Raw genomic sequence first — 18,087 nt, 5'->3', positions numbered from 1 at the left:
AATCAGAAAGGCGCCTTGGCAGAGTGGCTATGCAGCGGATTGCAAATCCGTGGACCTCGGTTCGACTCCGGGAGGCGCCTCCACTATTTCGAAAGCCAGTCTTAAATGACTGGCTTTTTTCGTTTTTAGTCCGCCTTTTCGTAACCCTTCGCGCTTTCCTAAAGTCTCCCATGTTTTGATCACCATTCAATATTTTTAATGCGCTAATCATTGATTTTATAAATGTTAGACAACTCAATAATTGTATAGTGTGATTGGTGATAGTTTCTCTTCGATTGTAATCCGAACTTTTTGTATTACAGGCAGCAACCTAGCTAGCGTCATAGTTAGTATCGCTTGGTGCGTATATGCAGAAAGGAGGATTCTAGTCCTTAACGTGAGAGAAAAATAATGAAAACATTCAACCTTAAACCTACACTTTTACCCTTAACTTTGCTGCTCAGTTCGCCTGTAATGGCGGCACAAAATGGCACCATGATGCAGTATTTCCATTGGTATGTGCCAAATGACGGTGCACTCTGGACACAAGTTGAAAACAACGCGTCGGCACTATCTGATAACGGCTTTACTGCGTTATGGTTACCACCCGCCTATAAAGGTGCTGGTGGTAGCAACGACGTCGGTTATGGCGTTTATGATATGTACGATTTGGGAGAGTTTGATCAAAAAGGTTCGGTGCGCACCAAGTATGGCACCAAAGATCAGTACCTAAGCGCCATCAATGCTGCCCATAAAAACAATATCCAGATTTATGGCGATGTGGTGTTCAACCATCGCGGTGGTGCGGATGGAAAGTCTTGGGTTGATACCAAGCGAGTAGATTGGAACAACCGAAATATTGAACTTGGTGATAAATGGATTGAAGCGTGGGTAGAGTTTGATTTCCCTGGGCGCAACGACAAGTACTCAAACTTTCATTGGACGTGGTACCACTTTGATGGCGTGGACTGGGACGATGCTGGCGAAGAAAAAGCTATCTTCAAATTCAAAGGTGAGGGTAAGGCATGGGATTGGGAAGTTAGCTCGGAAAAAGGCAACTACGATTACCTTATGTACGCTGATCTAGACATGGATCACCCTGAAGTGAAGCAAGAGCTGAAAGACTGGGGCGAGTGGTATATCAACATGACGGGTGTGGATGGGTTTAGAATGGACGCGGTGAAGCACATCAAATATCAATACCTGCAAGAATGGATTGATCACCTACGTTGGACAACAGGGAAAGAACTATTCACGGTCGGAGAGTACTGGAACTACGATGTGAATCAGCTGCATAACTTTATCACCAAAACTTCTGGCAGCATGTCTCTATTCGATGCACCGTTACACATGAACTTCTACAATGCTTCTAAATCGGGTGGTAGCTACGATATGCGTCAAATCATGGATGGTACGCTGATGAAGGACAATTCAGTCAAAGCGGTAACCTTAGTAGAAAACCATGACACTCAACCTTTGCAGGCTTTGGAGTCGACGGTTGATTGGTGGTTTAAGCCGCTCGCTTACGCGTTTATCTTATTGCGTGAAGAAGGTTATCCATCCGTGTTTTATGCAGATTACTACGGCGCGCAGTACAGTGATAAAGGACATGACATCAATATGGTCAAAGTGCCTTACATTGAAGAGCTAGTAACACTGCGTAAAGATTATGCGTATGGCAAACAACATTCTTATCTCGACCACTGGGATGTAATTGGTTGGACTCGAGAAGGTGATGCAAAGCATCCACATTCAATGGCCGTGATCATGAGTGATGGACCTGGCGGCTCGAAGTGGATGTATACGGGTAAACCAAGTGCTCGCTACGTAGACAAGTTGGGTATCCGAACTGAAGAAGTTTGGACTGATGCGAATGGTTGGGCTGAGTTCCCAGTAAACGGCGGATCTGTCTCGGTTTGGGTTGGCGTTGAATAATCCATTCCTGTGATTTTGATACAGAGTAGGCAATTCTTGATAAAACTTTTCAATGAATCAATGTGTTATTTGATATTCATTCAGCAAATGAGTAACTTATATTTGAGCATAATCTAGAGGAAGATAAAGAATGGAATCTATTGCTGATGTATTGGTTGTGGCTATTGTGTTCGGTGCCATATTTGGAGGCGGGATAATAAAGTTAATCTTGAACCATCGTAAAGAAGTAAGAGCGTTGGAGATATCTGAACGTAATATGATGAGCCGAGAAGAACAAGATGACCTTAACAAGCAAATTGGTGACTTGAAGCGACGCGTTGAAGTGTTAGAGCGAATTGTCACAGATAACAAATATCAACTTGAAAAAGAAATTGCCTCTCTGTAGATCACCACTTAATCGTAAAGCCGGCGGAGTCCGGCTTTATCGTGTCTGTACGTCATACCTTTCGGATGTTTAACTCAGCGTTCATCAAAAAAGTCTTTGTCGCGAATGTATTTACTCATAAAGTGATAAGAGAACGGTCGCATTAACCAACTAAATAAGGAGCGCCCAAGCCGTATGAGCGTTGGGGTGTTCTCGTATATTCTCCCGTTATATAACCATAGCATTTTGCCTACATGCCAATACAAAAAAGGTACGGGCGGCATGAAGGTCACGATGTCGATGTCGCAACAAATCCTGTATGTTTTGTGCCCCAAACGGTAGCGTTTCTTAAACGTCCAATCTCCGACAGCGGGCTGTCCGAAAGTGACCACGCGTTTAATGCTTTTGGGGTATTTTTTCTCAATATAGTCAGCAAAAACACTGCCAATCGCGCCACCTGAAGAGTGGCCAGTAATAGTGATTCTTTTTCCCCTGAGAATAAGTGGTACAACGATACCTTCGAGGCGTTCGATCACGGTCAACCCTAACCGATCTTCATTCCGGCTCGGTAAACTTTCTTGGAACAACAGATGATAGAAACCCGCGTGAATGCGATAGTTTAGTCCCAACCTTCGACAACTTCTCGTCCACATCGCGAAGTTCAACAACCAATCACTGATACTGTGTGAGCCTTTAATCACTACGACCACTTCACTCTGTTTTTTACTCCAGAGCACGCGAATCATAATCTTACCGTGTTCATTTCTAATGACTCGTTGCCCATTAGGATCGAATCCATATTGAGTTTGTCTGAAGACGCGAGGGTAGGCGAGATTACAAAGCACCGCATAGCGCTCGTATTGGTATCGTTTTAATGGTTTCACGTTATCTTTCTTAGTGGAGCCCAACGATTGACTGTAATTAATGAATATTAAGAATACGTGAACCTTGATTTAGGGTCGGTAGAGATTTTGTGTATTGGAATCGCGAACGAAAGACTCTAACTGGCTTAAATGCGTCAAGATGGTTTGGCGAGAGAGTTCATGATGTTCGCTAAGCACGTTAATTAGCTTTTTCAAAGCCTTACGATCTTGTTTATTGAGATTTGCTGTTTCTTTGAGTTGTGCGAAAAATTCAATTTGACTTGAAGTGTCGTTAAAGTCACCGAGCTTGTCTTGCAATAGTTTTAGTTGTTTCACGTTGTTTTTGTGCTGTTGGGAAGGATAGAGCGTGGAAAATCCTTCTAACAAATAACGAAGCGCTTTGCACTTTATCCGCATCGAATGAATCACGCTGTCACGACTTTTGTCCGAGATTTTGCGTCGTGCTTTATCAACTTTTTTAAATTGAACGGAGATTTTTTGGCTTGCGAAAAGTAACGCAGGTACGTTGCTATCCACTGGTTCGTGTTGCGTACTTCGCAACATACTATTCCTGATCAAAGTGCAGTGCGTTGTGTATTCTTGTGTAGCTAGCCAACGCGTAACTTTTGCTTGTTCGTAAGCACGTTCAGATTCTATAAAGCAAAAAAGTTGCTCAAGAGACGATTTGTGATTTAGGAGCATTTCAATGTATTGGTTTTTGTCCAAGATAAATACGTCCAAATCACGCAGCTTATTTGTTTTCTTCATCATTATTCTTAAATGAGGTTTCAAAATACGCTGTTCAAAAGGAGGGATCAGTTCGCGAAGTAGTGAGCATAGTGAGCGTATGCGCCTCAGTGTGACGCGATATTGGTGTGTATATTCAGGATCCAAGTCGTCGATGACTCCCTGCTCCAGAGAGCGTGCATAATCAAATTCAGTAAGGAAGAAGTGGGGCACTACGAAGTCGAGTTCGGAGTCGGCATGTAAGGGTAAGTGAAATGATGGTTTTCGAAACATGATGAGCGCTATTTTGTTCTCTGAAATACACATTAAGTTTATACCCATACTGTTAACTTGCGCGATTTGTTGGCTCTTCATTGATATAAAATGAGAAGGTTAAAAGGCACGAAAGCAAAGTGTATTGATGATCAAATAAGCAAAATGATCGCCCTTTGTTCGTTAGAGTCGTCTTTTTAACCATTTGAATAAAAAAGACTAATTTTTTGTTGACCAGATAAATTAATCCGTTAAAGTACGCCTCGTTCTCACGGCAAAGGTCGCGAGATAGATGGTGTCTAACCCATCGCATGATTGCGTTGCCCTGGTGGTGGAATTGGTAGACACAAGGGATTTAAAATCCCTCGGCGTTCGCGCTGTGCCGGTTCAAGTCCGGCCCGGGGCACCATCAAAATCTTTGGTGACAGAGATACAAAATCAGAAAGGCGCCTTGGCAGAGTGGCTATGCAGCGGATTGCAAATCCGTGGACCTCGGTTCGACTCCGGGAGGCGCCTCCATTCTTTTACTTGTCCATGAGTTCCGATAGTAACCTGTAGGATCTCAACTTCTCAGATTGTTCAAACACCATCGTGTTTACCATAATTTCATCTGCCCCAGTGCGTTCCAAAAGTTTCTCAATTTTCTGTCTTACATATGTTTGATCACCATGGATAGATTCACGTAATTGAGTTTCAACGTGAAGCTTTTCCTGTGCTGACCATAGTGGTGCCATACTTTTCACTGGTGCGCGAAGTTTTTCGCGATTGCCGCGAATCATTTTTAAGAATTTTTGCTTCTCTGTTGTCGCGAGAAAATCTGCATGTGACTGAGTATCCGCTACGATAACGTTGGCACAAATCATCACATAGGGTTGAGCTAAATGCTCGGATGGGACAAACTCATCTCGATAAAAGTTTAGAGCACGAGACATTGCATCTGGAGCAAAGTGTGCAGCAAATGCGAAAGGTAAGCCTCTCTTAGCTGCTAAACGTGCGCTGTATGTACTCGACCCCAGAAGCCAAATCGGCAGAGATGTGTTGTTACCTGGATAAGCCGCGACTGGTTGATTTCGAGATACGGGACCAAGAAAGAAATTAAGTTCCTCCAACAGCTCTTCAAAGTCAGGATCTATATGCTCTGGTTCCCGCCTTAATGCATGCATTGTTTGGTAGTCGGTGCCTGGTGCGCGTCCTAATCCGAGGTCAATACGACCAGGGTATAATGCCTCTAACGTTCCGAATTGCTCTGCAATAACTAGTGGTGCATGGTTAGGTAACATGATTCCACCTGATCCTAAACGGATCGAGTTCGTGTGCGCTCCAATATGACTGAGTAATACACTGGTTGCGGCACTGGCGATGTCGGGCATGTTATGGTGTTCAGCCATCCAAAACCGATGATAGCCCCAGGACTCGATTGATTGAGCTAATTCAACGGAGCGTTCGAACGTTTCGGTGAAGTTTGTTCCGTCGGACACGGGTGCCAAATCCAGAACAGATAAACGAGGAAAAGACATAGGATAGTTATAGCCTGTTAATGAATCTTAACTATCATATGGTGGTGAAAGTTGACGTTTAAAAGGGGAGGATTAACCATTCACAATGGATTATTTTTCTTCAATGCCTGGAGAGCGTTTAGCTTACGAGTTTAGCTTTTGCTATGTGATAAAAGCGGCTTTATTACTGTAAGTGGCCACAGTGGTCGATGTCGTTGAATATTCGCATGTAGAACGTTTCCACAACTACTTTAGATTAAAACATAGGCCTCTTTAACAGCGAACTGCTGTTGTCGACAATAGTGAACGAGCTAGCTTTAGAACGTTTTGACTGATACATAGACTTGTCTGCCGCTGTTAATAATTCATGTACATTCGACCCATGCTCAGGATAGAGTGCAATACCAATGCTAGCTCCGACGCATAACTCTTTACCTTTAAAATGAATTACTTTTTCTATTTCTTGGATATAGCGTAGTGCACATGCAGACAGAGACGTACCTGTTGTGTGTGAACGATGAATAATAATAAATTCATCTCCACCAAAGCGGCCTACCATGTCTGATTCGTCGATAATACTTGATAATCTACTAGCTACAGATTTTAACACTGCATCACCTGCCTCATGGCCATGGCTATCGTTAATATCCTTAAATAAATTTAAATCTATAAAAAACAAACTAAACCTATTCTCACTGCCTCTGAAATTACGCGTAAGCTGGATCAAATGTTTTTCTATTGCTCGACGATTGTAGATATTAGTTAAGGAGTCGTGCTCAGACAAAAATACCAAACTTTCTTTTTGACGATTTAGAACTGAAGTTTGATTCTCTACTTCTTCTTTAAGTTTTGATTTTGATATTGTTGTGTGGTTTAACAATGCCGCCATTTTATTGAAGTAACAAGACAGATTTTCAAATTCCGTGAATTGATTTTCTGAAGGGATTTTATAGTCAAAATTTGACCTGCTTAATTGTTTTATTCCATTTATAAACCTTTGAAAGCTTCTCTTGAACTTTATTTTTATATAAAAGCATAATAGCATAACAACCAGAGAGATAAAAATAATACCTGCTTGAGTGTAATAATTTAAATTTTGTAGTTTTGTAGACTTATTATTAAGTATTTTTTTATAAATATATATTATTTCATTATTCATATCCTGGGATACAATGTTTATTCTGGATTGTATGACAGGATTTGATTTATTATAATTTACGACTGAATCATAATGGCGATCTTTGTCTAGTAAATGATTATTTTCGTATTGAACTAAAAAATACAGTTCGAGATTCATTTTTTTTAGGTCTTTAGTAAGGTATAAAACATCTTCATTTTGAGATAATAATTCGTTTAATTTGTTATGAGAAATCATGAATTGTGTGAAATTGTTTTTTCCTCTATTTTGAGTGTAAGCCCAAAGATAACTACTTAATGACTCTAATGATATTTGTATGTCCATTATTTGGTTTAATTGTTTCTTGGCTTTATAATCTTCTATTTTTATGAAGCTTATGTATACTATAACGCTGATACATAGTATTACGCTTAGACTGAATAGTGATGCTAAATAGTGGTTTAACGAACGATGCATTTTAATCTAGACCATCAAAATATGAATTGATATAGTTTTCTTTAAATATTTTTCTGTAATTTGGAATCTGTCCTTCTACATAGTTTTGTTTTAATGCCCAATTAGCTTCTGATTGTAATGTAAATAATAAAGAATTCGTTAAATTTAATCGAAAGTTATAATCATCCCAACTCCAAGATATTTCTTCAACTGTTATGTTAAGTTTTTGTGATAGTATTTTCATTGTTAAATGAGGGTTTTTATCCATCCAGTTAATTGAGTGATGAAGTGACTTTATTATTTTCATTACTTCTTGATCTGATTTTTCAATGTGTATTTCTTTTGATACAAGCAAAAAGTAAAGTTTATACACGCCAATAATTCCTATGTTCTTTACTTCTTCATTTATTCTATTCTTGGCCATAAATCCGTATGGCTCCCAAGTAGATATTGCATCGACGTTTCCTTGCATTAAATGATTTATAATAACCTGCGTTGTTGATGATATTTTTTCTACTTTTTCTAAATCAATGTCATTTACCTGTAGCAACAAGTCTAAGTAATATTCGCTAGCGCTCTTTTTTATTACACCAACCTTTTTTCCTGGTAATTTATCTATACTTTCTATGCCAGACCGCTTTTTAGTTAGCAGCTTAATATCATTCGTAGAAGATGCAAAAGAAGTGATTAATGCTAAATCTTTGTATTCAAAGCTTTTAAACATCAGTACGCTTTCAGAAAAAGTGGCGTAATTAACATGGTTTTCTAGAAGTAGGTTTGAACATTCGACCCCTCCAAAGCACATGATAAGCTCAACGTTTAAATCGTTTTCTTCAAACGCACCTATGTGCTCTGCAATGATAAAAGGTGCTGACAGAGGCGTCTTAGATATACCGATTGTTGTAGGTTTGTGGATAGCATTTGATACCGTTGTTAACTTTAAATAAGAAACCACTAATACAGAAAGAACTAAAATTATGATAACTGTAGAAATCTGTTTTGTATCCATCAAAAACAACTCCCTTCATAATAGTAGTAATTAATCTATCAGTTAAATGAGTGTAGTTGCTTATTGGGTTGATGCTAGGAGAGGAGGGGATTTATTTGTATCGTGCCAAATTTATGAGTACCTAGGGGTAATTTCGGTAACTGGCTTAGATATAAAGAATTTATCTTGAGTTAGTTCAAGTTGTAGCAAATGACTGATTTCATAACATGATGATTTATGGAGAGATATCAACTTTTTAAGTTGAAAAATTGTACTCCATTTTTGCCATTTTTCTTTATCTCATACATTGCATGATCGGCTTTTTGATAAACTTCATTAAACTGTTGTTTTCCTTTATCAAATAGACAAACACCGATGCTCATTCCAATCGTTACTTTATTTAAGTCCTGATTTATCGCAGGAATGATGGAACTTAAGAGTCGATCACAAAGTTGAGATATTTCTTCTTGATTTGAATAAGAGCTTAAAACGACAAACTCATCTCCTCCTATGCGTCCGACTTGAGACTTGCTTGGCGCAAGCTCTGTTAAGCTATTGGCGATATTGATGAGGAGAGTATCACCAGTATGATGGCCTAGCTGGTCGTTAACTGCTTTAAAATTATCTATATCAACAAACACTAAGGCAGACTGCTGAGACGGCTTGGTTTGAGGTTGATGATTAAAGTTTTCCTCAATTGCTTTTCTATTTAACAGTCCGGTCAATGGATCACTCGAAGCTAACTTAGCCAGTTGCTGCTCATATCGCTTTTCTTTTGTAATATCGATATGAGTGCCCATCATGCGCAGTGGTTCGCCATCAGAACCATACTCGACGATGCGCCCTCGATCGTAGACCCAACTATCACTGCCGTCTTTATGAATCATGCGATGAACTACCTCATAAAGGTCGGTTTTGCCAGCTAGGTGATCTTCAAATGCACCCACCGCAAGATCATAATCTTCAGGGTGGAGATTGTTTTTCCACGTTTCAACCGTCGCGGTTAACTCATGGGGCTGATAACCTAGCATTTTGCCCCACTGCATATTGAATATCGTCAAAGTACCTGAAGGAATATGCTGCTCCCACAAACACAGTCCATTACTGTCGAGTGCAGCATTCAACTTTTCTTGTAGTCGCGCATTCTTCCGCTTCAGCTCTTCATTTTCTTTTTCTAAGCAGGCAATTCGAGTTAGATATTCTTCCATTTTGCGCATAATTTACGTCGTTTTCGGAGCGACAATATACGAAAAATACTTTGCAATTTCTATGATTGAGCTTGGAGATATAAATATTGAATATGCGGTAAATAATAAAGAATCGGTGATGTTACTTAAGAGCAGCAAAGTAAATGCTTGGAAAACAAAGAAGGAAATAGGGGGTAAGCGAGGGGCTCTCCTGGTGCAAAGTCTTAAATGGAGGCCTTTGCACCGGGACTACTGAGGGCTAGCGGTTTAGTGCACCACAACGCTCAGGTTGGTATGTGATATCGACAATTTCAATTGTCTTCACTTGATTATTTGGCATTGGCCATTCAAGTTTTTGACCAACAGACAAACCGATCAGTGCGCTGCCTACGGGCGCAAAAATAGAGATATCATCACTGCTTTTCAGTTCAGAAGGGTAAACCAGTGTCTTTGTCATGGTTCTATCTTCACCTGAAAATTTAAACTCTACAGTCGAGTTCATCGTGACCACGTTATCTGGCATTTGTTCTGGCTCAAGAACTGTTGCTCGGTCGAGCTCTGCTTCTAATTCCACAAGCTCCGCTGCGATGTTTGGCATTTTATCCAACAAGGCCGTGATTCGGTTCATATCTAAGCTTGAGATGTAGATAGAATTGTTTTCTGACATTTTATGACTCCCAAATAAAAGGCCGCCTCACAAAAATGGGACGGCACTCTATATGTCAATTACGGTATCAATCATATGGACGCTATTCCATATGAACTAAACCTGATTTTAGTCTTTATAGTGCGACTTAGCTAGTAAAAAATTTTTGTTGTGAAGCTTGATTTTTCTAAATCTTTCAATCACTTCAGATATTGTTCTCTGATCACCTTGAAACGGTGAAGTCAAGTGAGTGCGTCGTTTAGAAGCAAAACAGGATTTATCGTAGGTGTGCTCGGTTTCGATGGTCAGCCTAACTTCATAAAAGCAAAACGGTATAGTCCGTTGCTAGCATGGCTTCGGTTATCTCAGTTTGTTAAAACTACCAATATCCGTTAATAAATTACTTTTTATTTCGCAATAGTCAGATAAATACGTTCATCTACCCCTTTAGGGTAGTTTGAAATTGTAATTGATTTACATCATGTATTAATTTTCTTTCACAACTAACAATGAGCTCAGTGATAAGAACCTAACCCTTAGGAATTATAATGAGCAAGTTGAAGCTAGTAGTCATCGGTAACGGTATGGTAGGGCACCGTTATATTGAAGACTTAGTCGAGAAAGCTGATATGTCTAATATAGACATTACGGTTTTCTGTGAAGAACCTCGTGTCGCATACGACCGTGTGCACCTTTCCTCTTACTTTTCTCACCATACTGCAGATGAACTTTCTTTAGTAAAAGAAGGCTTCTACGAGAAACACGGTATTAACATGCTGATCGGCGAACGCGCGATTAACATCAACCGTGAAAACCGCATTGTTTACTCAAGCACTGGCCGTGAAGTTCAATACGACAAGCTGATTCTTGCTACTGGCTCGTTCCCATTTGTTCCACCTATCAAAGGTCACGAAAGCAAAGACTGTTTTGTTTACCGTACTATCGAAGATCTTAAAGCGATCGAAGCGTGTGCGAAGAAGAGCAAATCAGGCGTTGTTGTCGGTGGTGGTCTGCTAGGTCTTGAAGCAGCAGGCGCATTGAAAGCACTGGGTGTAGAAACGCATGTTGTTGAGTTCGCACCGAAGCTAATGGCTGAGCAACTTGACCTTGCTGGTGGTAACCAACTTCGACAAAAGATCGAGCGTATGGGCGTGAACGTTCACACTAGCAAAAACACGCTTGAGATTGCGCCAGAAGGCACAAACGCACGCAACGTTATGCGTTTTGCTGACGGCTCAGAGCTAGAAACAGACTTCATCGTATTCTCTGCAGGTATTCGTCCACAAGACAAACTAGCACGCCAAATGGAGCTAGAAGTGGCACCTCGTGGCGGTGTTGCTATCAACGATCATTGTCAGACTTCTGATGAGAACATCTACGCGATTGGTGAGTGTGCGTCTTGGAACGAAATGTTCTACGGCCTTGTTGCTCCTGGCTACAAGATGGCGACAGTTGCTGTTGACCACCTACTAGGTAACACAGAAAGCAAATTCGAAGGCGCTGACATGTCTGCGAAGCTGAAACTTCTAGGTGTAAAAGTAGGTTCAATCGGTGACGCGAACGGTCGTACTGAAGGCTGTAAGAGTTACGTTTACCAGAACGAAGAACAAGAAGTTTACAAACGTCTTATCGTTTCTAAAGACAACAAGAAACTACTTGGCGCGGTTATGGTTGGTGACACCTCTGACTACGGCGACCTGCTTCAACTTATGTTGAACGAAATCGACCTACCAGAACACCCAGATGCGTTGATCCTTCCTGCTCACGCAGGCGCTGAGAAACCAGCATTAGGTGCAGACGCTCTACCAGAAAGCGCAGTGATCTGTTCTTGTTTCGACGTGACAAAAGGCAAGATCGCACAGGCGGTTGCTGATGGTAATCATACGTTGGGCGACATCAAAGCAGTGACTGGCGCAGGTACAGGCTGTGGTGGTTGTATTCCTCTAGTGACGTCTGTTCTAAATGCTGAGCTTGCTAAATCGGGTATCGAAGTGAAGAACGACGTGTGTGAGCACTTTGCATACTCACGCCAAGAGCTGTTCCACCTAATCCGCATTGAAGAGATCAAAACGTTTGATGAGCTTCTAGAGAAATACGGCAAAGGTTACGGCTGTGAAGTTTGTAAACCACTGGCTGGTTCTATCTTGGCTTCTTGCTGGGGTGAGCACATTCTTAAGCCACAACTGGTTAAGCTGCACGACACGAACGATAACTTCCTAGGTAACATCCAAAAAGACGGTACTTACTCTGTTATCCCACGTATGGCGGGTGGTGAAGTAACACCTCAAGCACTGGGTGCGTTAGCGAACGTTGCAGCAGAATACAACCTATACACCAAAGTAACCGGTGCTCAACGTATTGGTCTGTTTGGTGCTCAAAAAGACGATCTTCCAGAGATCTGGCGCAAGCTTATCGACGCTGGTTTCGAAACAGGTCAAGCGTACGCAAAAGCCCTTCGTATGGCGAAGACCTGTGTTGGCTCAACTTGGTGTCGTTACGGCGTTCAAGACTCTGTTGGTCTGGGTTCTTACATCGAGAACCGTTACAAAGGCATTCGTACACCTCATAAGATGAAGTTCGGTGTTTCTGGTTGTACTCGTGAGTGTGCGGAAGCACAAGGTAAAGACCTTGGTATTATCGCGACTGACGCAGGTTGGAACATGTACGTATGTGGTAACGGTGGTATGAAACCTCGTCACGCAGACCTACTTGCAAGTGACCTAGATAAAGAAACGCTAATCAAGTACATCGACCGCTTCATGATGTTCTACATCCGTACTGCTGCGCCACTACAACGCACATCAGTTTGGATGGAAAACATGGAAGGTGGCGTTGACTACCTACGCGAAGTGATTGTTAACGACAAGCTTGGTATCAACGCTCAACTAGAGGCAGACGTAGCGAAGCTTGTAGACGAGTACGAGTGTGAGTGGACTGCGACCATCAACGACGAATCACAACTGACTCGTTTCGCGCACTTCATCAACTCTGACAAGCGCGATGACAACGTTGTGTTTGTACAAGAGCGTGAACAGCACCGCCCAGCAACCTTCACGGAAAAGCACCCTGAAGCGAAAGGCGACATCCTACACGTAGCGATCACTGAAGCATAAGGGAAGGTTGATTATGTCATTTGAAAAGATTTGCCAAATCAGCGACATCGTACCGGGCACAGGTGTTTGTGCACTGGTTGATGGTCAGCAAGTTGCGGTATTCCGCCCAACACAAGCAGAAGAAGTGCTGGCGATCAGCAACACAGACCCGTTCTTCCAATCAAACGTGCTTTCTCGCGGTTTGATCTGTGAGCACCAAGGCGAGCTTTGGGTGGCTAGCCCACTTAAGAAGCAACGCTTTAACCTGACAACAGGTGCGTGCATGGAAGACGAGCGTTTTAGCGTGAAAGCGTACAAAACCCGCGTAACCAACGGCGAAGTAGAAATCTCTGCGTAAGCTTGGTTTTCATTCCCTCCTCTTAGGGGGAGGGAATGAACTGAAACCTAGATTTAATAGACAAAGGCTTTCCAAGCATCATCTCAGGGGAACAGGGAAGCGAGGTGTTGTAGACAGCGTTCAGGTGTCAACGGGAAGCCTTTCTCTATTCAATCTTTAACTTTTTAACTTTCAATTTTGGATAAGGACACATTCATGTCTACTGATTTTAAGCCTGCAGAATTCGTGCAAACCATGATCAATGTTGGTGAAGCGAAAACTAATACAAGCACGCGAGATCTTCTGCTTCGCGGTACGATGGCTGGCGTTATTCTTTCGCTTGCGGTGGTGGTTGCTATTACCGCGATTGTACAAACGGGTATCGGTCTTGTAGGAGCACTTGTTTTCCCCGTTGGTTTCGTAATTCTAAGTGTGATGGGGTATGACCTAGTAACCGGTGTTTTTGGTCTAGCGCCTCTGGCTAAGTTTGCTAACCGTCCGGGCATCACTTGGGGTCGTATCTTCCGTTGTTGGGGTCTTGTAGGCTTGGGTAACCTTATCGGTTCTCTGATCGTTGCTTACCTAGTGGCTATCTCTCTAACAGGTAACTTCTCTCTAGAACTGAATGCAGTAGCGAAGAAATTTGTGGCTGTTTCTACCGCGCGTAGCCTTGGTTTTGAAAACATGGGTATGGACGGATGGATCACGTGTTTCGTACGCGGCATCTTCTGTAACCTAATGGTATGTCTAGGCGTTATCGGCAACATGACAGCACGTTCAGTATCTGGTCGCGTAGCAATGATGTGGTTCCCAATCTTCATCTTCTTCGCTCTAGTATTCGAGCACACAGTAGTAAACATGTTCCTATTCCCACTAGGTATGATTCTAGGTGCGGATTTTGGTATCGCGACTTGGTTGAACTTCAACCTTATCCCAACCATCCTAGGTAACATTGTTGGTGGTCTAGTAATGACTTGTATTCCACTGTACCTAACTCACGCGAAAACAGCGCCTTCTATCAACGTAGTTGAAGAAGAAGTAAAAGCAGAGCCTGCAATCGCAAAATAAACCGCTTTTATCTGGCCCTACCTATGGTAGGTAGGGCTGTTCAACGGGGTGATTTTAACCTTGAGTTAATGACTTGAGTGTTACTTTTTATGTCCAAATTTTCGATAGGCGTTGATATGACAACTGTTAACTCATCTTTAAACAGCGGCTTTGTTTCTCTTGTTGGTGCAGGTCCTGGTGATCCTGATTTGCTCACAGTAAAAGGCTTAAAAGCCATTCAAGCGGCTGAAGTTGTTGTGTACGACCGATTGGTATCAAAAGAGATTCTTGAGTTGGCTCATGCATCAGCAGAGATGATTTATGTTGGGAAAAAACTCGATTTTCACTGTGTGCCTCAAGATCAAATCAACCAAATCTTGGTGCAAAAAGCGCAAGAAGGTAAGCGCGTTGTGCGCCTAAAAGGTGGGGACTCATTTATCTTTGGCCGTGGTGGTGAAGAGCTAGAAGAGCTAGCCGAATTTGGCATCAAATACGAAGTGGTTCCGGGTATCACAGCAGCAGCGGGTGCAACGGCTTATGCTGGTATTCCATTAACACACCGCGACCATGCACAAAGCGTTCAATTTATCACTGGTCATGTACAAAAAGATGGTCGTGAAATTGAGTGGCATTCACTAGCTCAGTCTAATAACACGCTTGTATTCTACATGGGTTTGAAGCAAAGCGGCCATATTATGGATAAGCTGATCACTCATGGGTTAGATCCTGAGATGTCATGCGCCATTATTGAAAACGGTACGCGCCCAGAGCAGCGCGTGTTCCAAGGAAAGTTGAACGAGCTATCGATCATGGCAGAGCAAGCCGTGAGCCCAGCATTGATTGTGGTTGGTAGCGTGACTCAACTTCACAACAAGTTGGATTGGTTCGCAAAGTAACATTGCCCAGAAGTGACTATATTTTACAGGGGCTTTGCTGCCTCTGCATTTCTTGCTTACGCATAGGCATTTGATCAATGAGGTTGTTGATAAACGGCCAGTCTGTTTCTGCGCCCCAGCGGTGCTTTTCTAGACCATCTTTACCAAGCAAAATAGCGGTGTGAGATCCTTTTTCGACCTCATAAAGACGAGCTAGCATTTTTAAGTCGAACTCTTCTTTAAGCCAAGCAGGAAAGGTATACCCTTGCTCTGTAATGACCAGTGTGACGACATCTCTGTCTTCCAACTCACACTCATTCATAAGTGTTTCTAGCAAGAATTGTTTGACGTATTCATCATTTTCCGGCGCAAAGTAGAGCACACTTCTATGTGGCCAGTATTTGGAGTGCGCTGGATAACCAAATGCTGTCGATGACAAGATACAAGAAAGTAGTATCACTAGTAACTTTCCGCCCATGACAGTTCCCCTAGAAACCCAAATAACTTTTTATACGTTAAGTTTAGTGGAATTGGCTCATTGTGCTTTTTCCAAAACTGGCATAGGGTAGGCAGCAAATAAATTGAGCGTAGAAATAGATGAGTTCGGAAAGCAAACAAAAAATCGCTATTTTGGTTGATGTACAGAATGTGTATTACACCTGTCGCGAAGCGTATCGAAGCAATTTTGATTACAACCAGTTTTGGTATGTTGCCACACAAGGGAAAGAGGTGGTAAGTGCTCGTGCTTATGCTATTGCGAGCAATGATCCCAAGCAACGTCAGTTCCACCATATTCTTCGGGGTGTTGGCTTTGAGGTGATGCTTAAACCCTACATCCAGCGTCGTGATGGTAGCTCGAAAGGCGATTGGGATGTGGGTATTACTCTCGATGCAATTGAAATTGCTCCCGAAGTTGAGGAAGTGATTCTAGTTTCGGGAGATGGAGACTTTAGTCTGCTAGTAGAGAGAATTCAGCAGCGCTTCAATAACACGGTGACCGTTTATGGTGTACCTAAGCTAACATCCCAAACTCTGATTGATTGTGCCGACAATTTTGTCGCGATTGATGACGATTTCTTGCTGTAGTAATAGTGCAATAAAGAAAGGCGAGTCACTCAGGCTGTACGAAACGTACAATGACTCGCCTCTAATTTATCGTTGATTTGGCTAGTTACGAAGGAATGATCATTTGCCCTAGCAAGTAACCCAAGCAACACGCACCAATCACGCCGATTAAGCCCACAGACATGAATGAGTGGTTGAAGTACCACTTACCAATCTTAGTTGTGCCCGAGGTATCGAAGTTCACAGTCGCGATATCTGAAGGGTAGTTTGGAATAAAGAAGTAGCCGTATACCGCTGGCATCAAGCCGATAAGCAGCGCAGGTTCCAAACCTAAGCCGAGACCAACAGGCAGCATCATGCGAGCCGTTGCAGCTTGAGAGTTCACCACAACCGACACAATGAATAACGCAAGCGCGAATGTCCAAGGATAGTTGGTTACCATCTCAACGATGCCAGATTTAAATTGAGGCATAGCGTACTGGAAGTAGGTATCTGACATCCATGCAATACCGAAGATAGCAATCGCCGCCACCATACCAGATTTAAATACCACCCCATTTGGTACGTCACGCGGGTCAGTTTTGGTCGCAAGCAAAATGATACCGCCGAAGCAGAGCATCATCATTTGAATCACAACTGCCATGCTGATTGGCTTCGAGCCATCTACGATGGTACGAATGTCTGGCCACATCGCGATAACGACGATAACCAAGATAGAAGCAATGAACAGCAATACAGAGTTACGAGCACTTGTTGGTAGTACTTCATCAAGAGACGTTGCAGTTGTGTTGAGGATTTTTTCTCTCCACACAGGATCTTTCAAACGCTCTTGGTATTCTTCATCGTCGTCTAGCTCTTTACCACGCTTTAGGCTGTAAAGTGACATCAACAACGTACCGAATAGCGTTGCAGGTACAGTAACGAGCAGAATTGAGAGCAGAGTGATCTCGTGTTGAATATCAGAGAGTTGCGCCAAGTAGTAAACTACGGCCGCTGAAATTGGTGATGCCGTGATTGCGATTTGAGAGGCGACAGAAGCGGCAGCCATAGGACGCTCAGGACGAATGCCGTTTTTAAGTGCAACGTCGCCAATGATTGGCATGATAGAGTAAACCGCGTGACCTGTACCAAGTAGGAAGGTCATAAAGTAAGTCACGAACGGAGCAATAAGGGTGACGCGTTTTGGGTTCTTACGAAGCACACGCTCGGCAACTTGCAGCATGTATTTCAAACCGCCAGCGGCTTCAAGAATGGAAGCACATGTTACCACCGCTAAAATGATCAACATGACGGTGACAGGAGGAGAGGTTGGCGGCATCTTAAAGATGAAGACTTCAATCACCAAGCCAATTCCGGATACGACCCCAAGGCCTATACCACCATAACGTGAGCCGATATACAGCATCACGAGCAAAAATAGAAACTCAAGATACAACATGTGGATTTCCTTATTCAAAACAGAGGGCTACATAGCCAAATTACCTCTTTGTATTGTCTCGATATTCAGAAAGAAAATACTTCATGTTGTTCACAATCCGCTGGATAAGAAACAGCAATATTCAATTATTGGCAATAACTCACGCTACACAGGGGAACTGTTAACACAGTTTTATCAGGGTGTTTTTATGCTGTGTATTTTTG

At 42.4% G+C, this 18,087-nt stretch carries 16 protein-coding genes and 3 tRNA genes; 10 read left to right on the top strand and 9 right to left on the bottom strand.

Annotated features, from left to right (window positions below; translation table 11 throughout):
- The first annotated feature begins 9 nt into the window (after positions 1 to 9).
- From R7093_RS00995 to R7093_RS00985, 3 genes are all read left to right on the top strand, one after another.
- Positions 10 to 83, top strand: a tRNA-Cys gene (locus R7093_RS00995).
- A 307-nt stretch (positions 84 to 390) separates the two neighbouring features.
- The gene (amyS, locus tag R7093_RS00990) at positions 391 to 1,914 is read left to right on the top strand and encodes an alpha-amylase (protein WP_047101041.1); all 1,524 of its coding nucleotides are present in this window, start codon (positions 391 to 393) and stop codon (positions 1,912 to 1,914) included.
- 130 nt (positions 1,915 to 2,044) lie between these two features.
- Positions 2,045 to 2,299: a hypothetical protein gene (locus R7093_RS00985; protein ID WP_047101042.1), complete on the top strand. Its 255-nt coding sequence runs from the start codon at positions 2,045 to 2,047 to the stop codon at positions 2,297 to 2,299.
- Positions 2,300 to 2,373: 74 nt separating this feature from the next.
- Here the strand turns inward: R7093_RS00985 and R7093_RS00980 are convergent, their stop codons facing one another.
- Together R7093_RS00980 and R7093_RS00975 are read right to left on the bottom strand one after the other, a co-directional pair.
- Positions 2,374 to 3,162, bottom strand: coding sequence for a lipase family protein (locus R7093_RS00980; RefSeq protein ID WP_005375991.1), 789 nt, complete (start codon positions 3,160 to 3,162; stop codon positions 2,374 to 2,376).
- 69 nt (positions 3,163 to 3,231) lie between these two features.
- Positions 3,232 to 4,161, bottom strand: a complete 930-nt coding sequence (locus R7093_RS00975; protein ID WP_047101155.1) for a CHAD domain-containing protein — start codon at positions 4,159 to 4,161, stop codon at positions 3,232 to 3,234.
- 301 nt (positions 4,162 to 4,462) lie between these two features.
- Here R7093_RS00975 and R7093_RS00970 point away from each other — a divergent pair.
- Together R7093_RS00970 and R7093_RS00965 are read left to right on the top strand one after the other, a co-directional pair.
- Positions 4,463 to 4,549 (top strand) — tRNA-Leu (locus R7093_RS00970).
- Positions 4,550 to 4,585: 36 nt separating this feature from the next.
- Positions 4,586 to 4,659 (top strand) — tRNA-Cys (locus tag R7093_RS00965).
- A gap of 5 nt (positions 4,660 to 4,664) precedes the next feature.
- On the opposite strand, the gene R7093_RS00960 is transcribed toward R7093_RS00965, so the two are convergent.
- The 5 genes from R7093_RS00960 to rnk form a co-directional block, all read right to left on the bottom strand.
- Positions 4,665 to 5,657 (bottom strand): LLM class flavin-dependent oxidoreductase, encoded by a 993-nt coding sequence (locus R7093_RS00960; RefSeq protein WP_047101045.1) that lies wholly within the window; start codon positions 5,655 to 5,657, stop codon positions 4,665 to 4,667.
- 235 nt (positions 5,658 to 5,892) lie between these two features.
- Positions 5,893 to 7,098, bottom strand: coding sequence for a GGDEF domain-containing protein (locus tag R7093_RS00955; protein WP_224721242.1), 1,206 nt, complete (start codon positions 7,096 to 7,098; stop codon positions 5,893 to 5,895).
- A gap of 133 nt (positions 7,099 to 7,231) precedes the next feature.
- Positions 7,232 to 8,218 carry an ABC transporter substrate-binding protein gene (locus tag R7093_RS00950; protein ID WP_318104459.1) on the bottom strand — a complete coding sequence of 329 codons (987 nt, stop codon included), beginning with the start codon at positions 8,216 to 8,218 and terminating at the stop codon, positions 7,232 to 7,234.
- A 227-nt stretch (positions 8,219 to 8,445) separates the two neighbouring features.
- On the bottom strand, positions 8,446 to 9,405 hold the full coding sequence (locus R7093_RS00945) for a GGDEF domain-containing protein (protein ID WP_047101156.1): 960 nt from the start codon (positions 9,403 to 9,405) through the stop codon (positions 8,446 to 8,448).
- A 238-nt stretch (positions 9,406 to 9,643) separates the two neighbouring features.
- Positions 9,644 to 10,051: a nucleoside diphosphate kinase regulator gene (gene rnk / locus R7093_RS00940; protein ID WP_005376048.1), complete on the bottom strand. Its 408-nt coding sequence runs from the start codon at positions 10,049 to 10,051 to the stop codon at positions 9,644 to 9,646.
- 527 nt (positions 10,052 to 10,578) lie between these two features.
- On the opposite strand from rnk, the gene nirB reads away from it, so the two are divergent.
- The 4 genes from nirB (at position 10,579) to cobA (ending at position 15,402) form a co-directional block, all read left to right on the top strand.
- Entirely contained in the window at positions 10,579 to 13,143 is a 2,565-nt protein-coding gene (gene nirB, locus R7093_RS00935; RefSeq protein ID WP_318146462.1) for a nitrite reductase large subunit NirB, read from the top strand.
- Positions 13,144 to 13,156: 13 nt separating this feature from the next.
- Complete coding sequence (gene nirD, locus R7093_RS00930; RefSeq protein WP_005387969.1) at positions 13,157 to 13,480, top strand: nitrite reductase small subunit NirD; 324 nt, start codon at positions 13,157 to 13,159, stop codon at positions 13,478 to 13,480.
- A 195-nt stretch (positions 13,481 to 13,675) separates the two neighbouring features.
- Positions 13,676 to 14,527, top strand: coding sequence for a formate/nitrite transporter family protein (locus R7093_RS00925; RefSeq protein WP_025767739.1), 852 nt, complete (start codon positions 13,676 to 13,678; stop codon positions 14,525 to 14,527).
- Between the two features lie 116 nt (positions 14,528 to 14,643).
- Positions 14,644 to 15,402 (top strand): uroporphyrinogen-III C-methyltransferase, encoded by a 759-nt coding sequence (gene cobA / locus R7093_RS00920; RefSeq protein ID WP_025767740.1) that lies wholly within the window; start codon positions 14,644 to 14,646, stop codon positions 15,400 to 15,402.
- A gap of 16 nt (positions 15,403 to 15,418) precedes the next feature.
- Here the strand turns inward: cobA and R7093_RS00915 are convergent, their stop codons facing one another.
- Positions 15,419 to 15,859, bottom strand: a complete 441-nt coding sequence (locus R7093_RS00915) for a DUF4174 domain-containing protein (protein ID WP_005376058.1) — start codon at positions 15,857 to 15,859, stop codon at positions 15,419 to 15,421.
- 119 nt (positions 15,860 to 15,978) lie between these two features.
- On the opposite strand from R7093_RS00915, the gene R7093_RS00910 reads away from it, so the two are divergent.
- Complete coding sequence (locus R7093_RS00910; protein WP_005376059.1) at positions 15,979 to 16,467, top strand: NYN domain-containing protein; 489 nt, start codon at positions 15,979 to 15,981, stop codon at positions 16,465 to 16,467.
- Between the two features lie 85 nt (positions 16,468 to 16,552).
- Here R7093_RS00910 and R7093_RS00905 read toward each other — a convergent pair whose 3' ends face one another.
- Positions 16,553 to 17,884 carry an anaerobic C4-dicarboxylate transporter gene (locus R7093_RS00905; RefSeq protein ID WP_005376060.1) on the bottom strand — a complete coding sequence of 444 codons (1,332 nt, stop codon included), beginning with the start codon at positions 17,882 to 17,884 and terminating at the stop codon, positions 16,553 to 16,555.
- Positions 17,885 to 18,087 lie beyond the last annotated feature (203 nt).

The sequence above is a fragment of the Vibrio sp. 1580 genome, from assembly GCF_033340055.1.
Note: the sequence above shows the minus strand (reverse complement) of the source record. Positions and strands in the feature narration are given on the sequence as shown.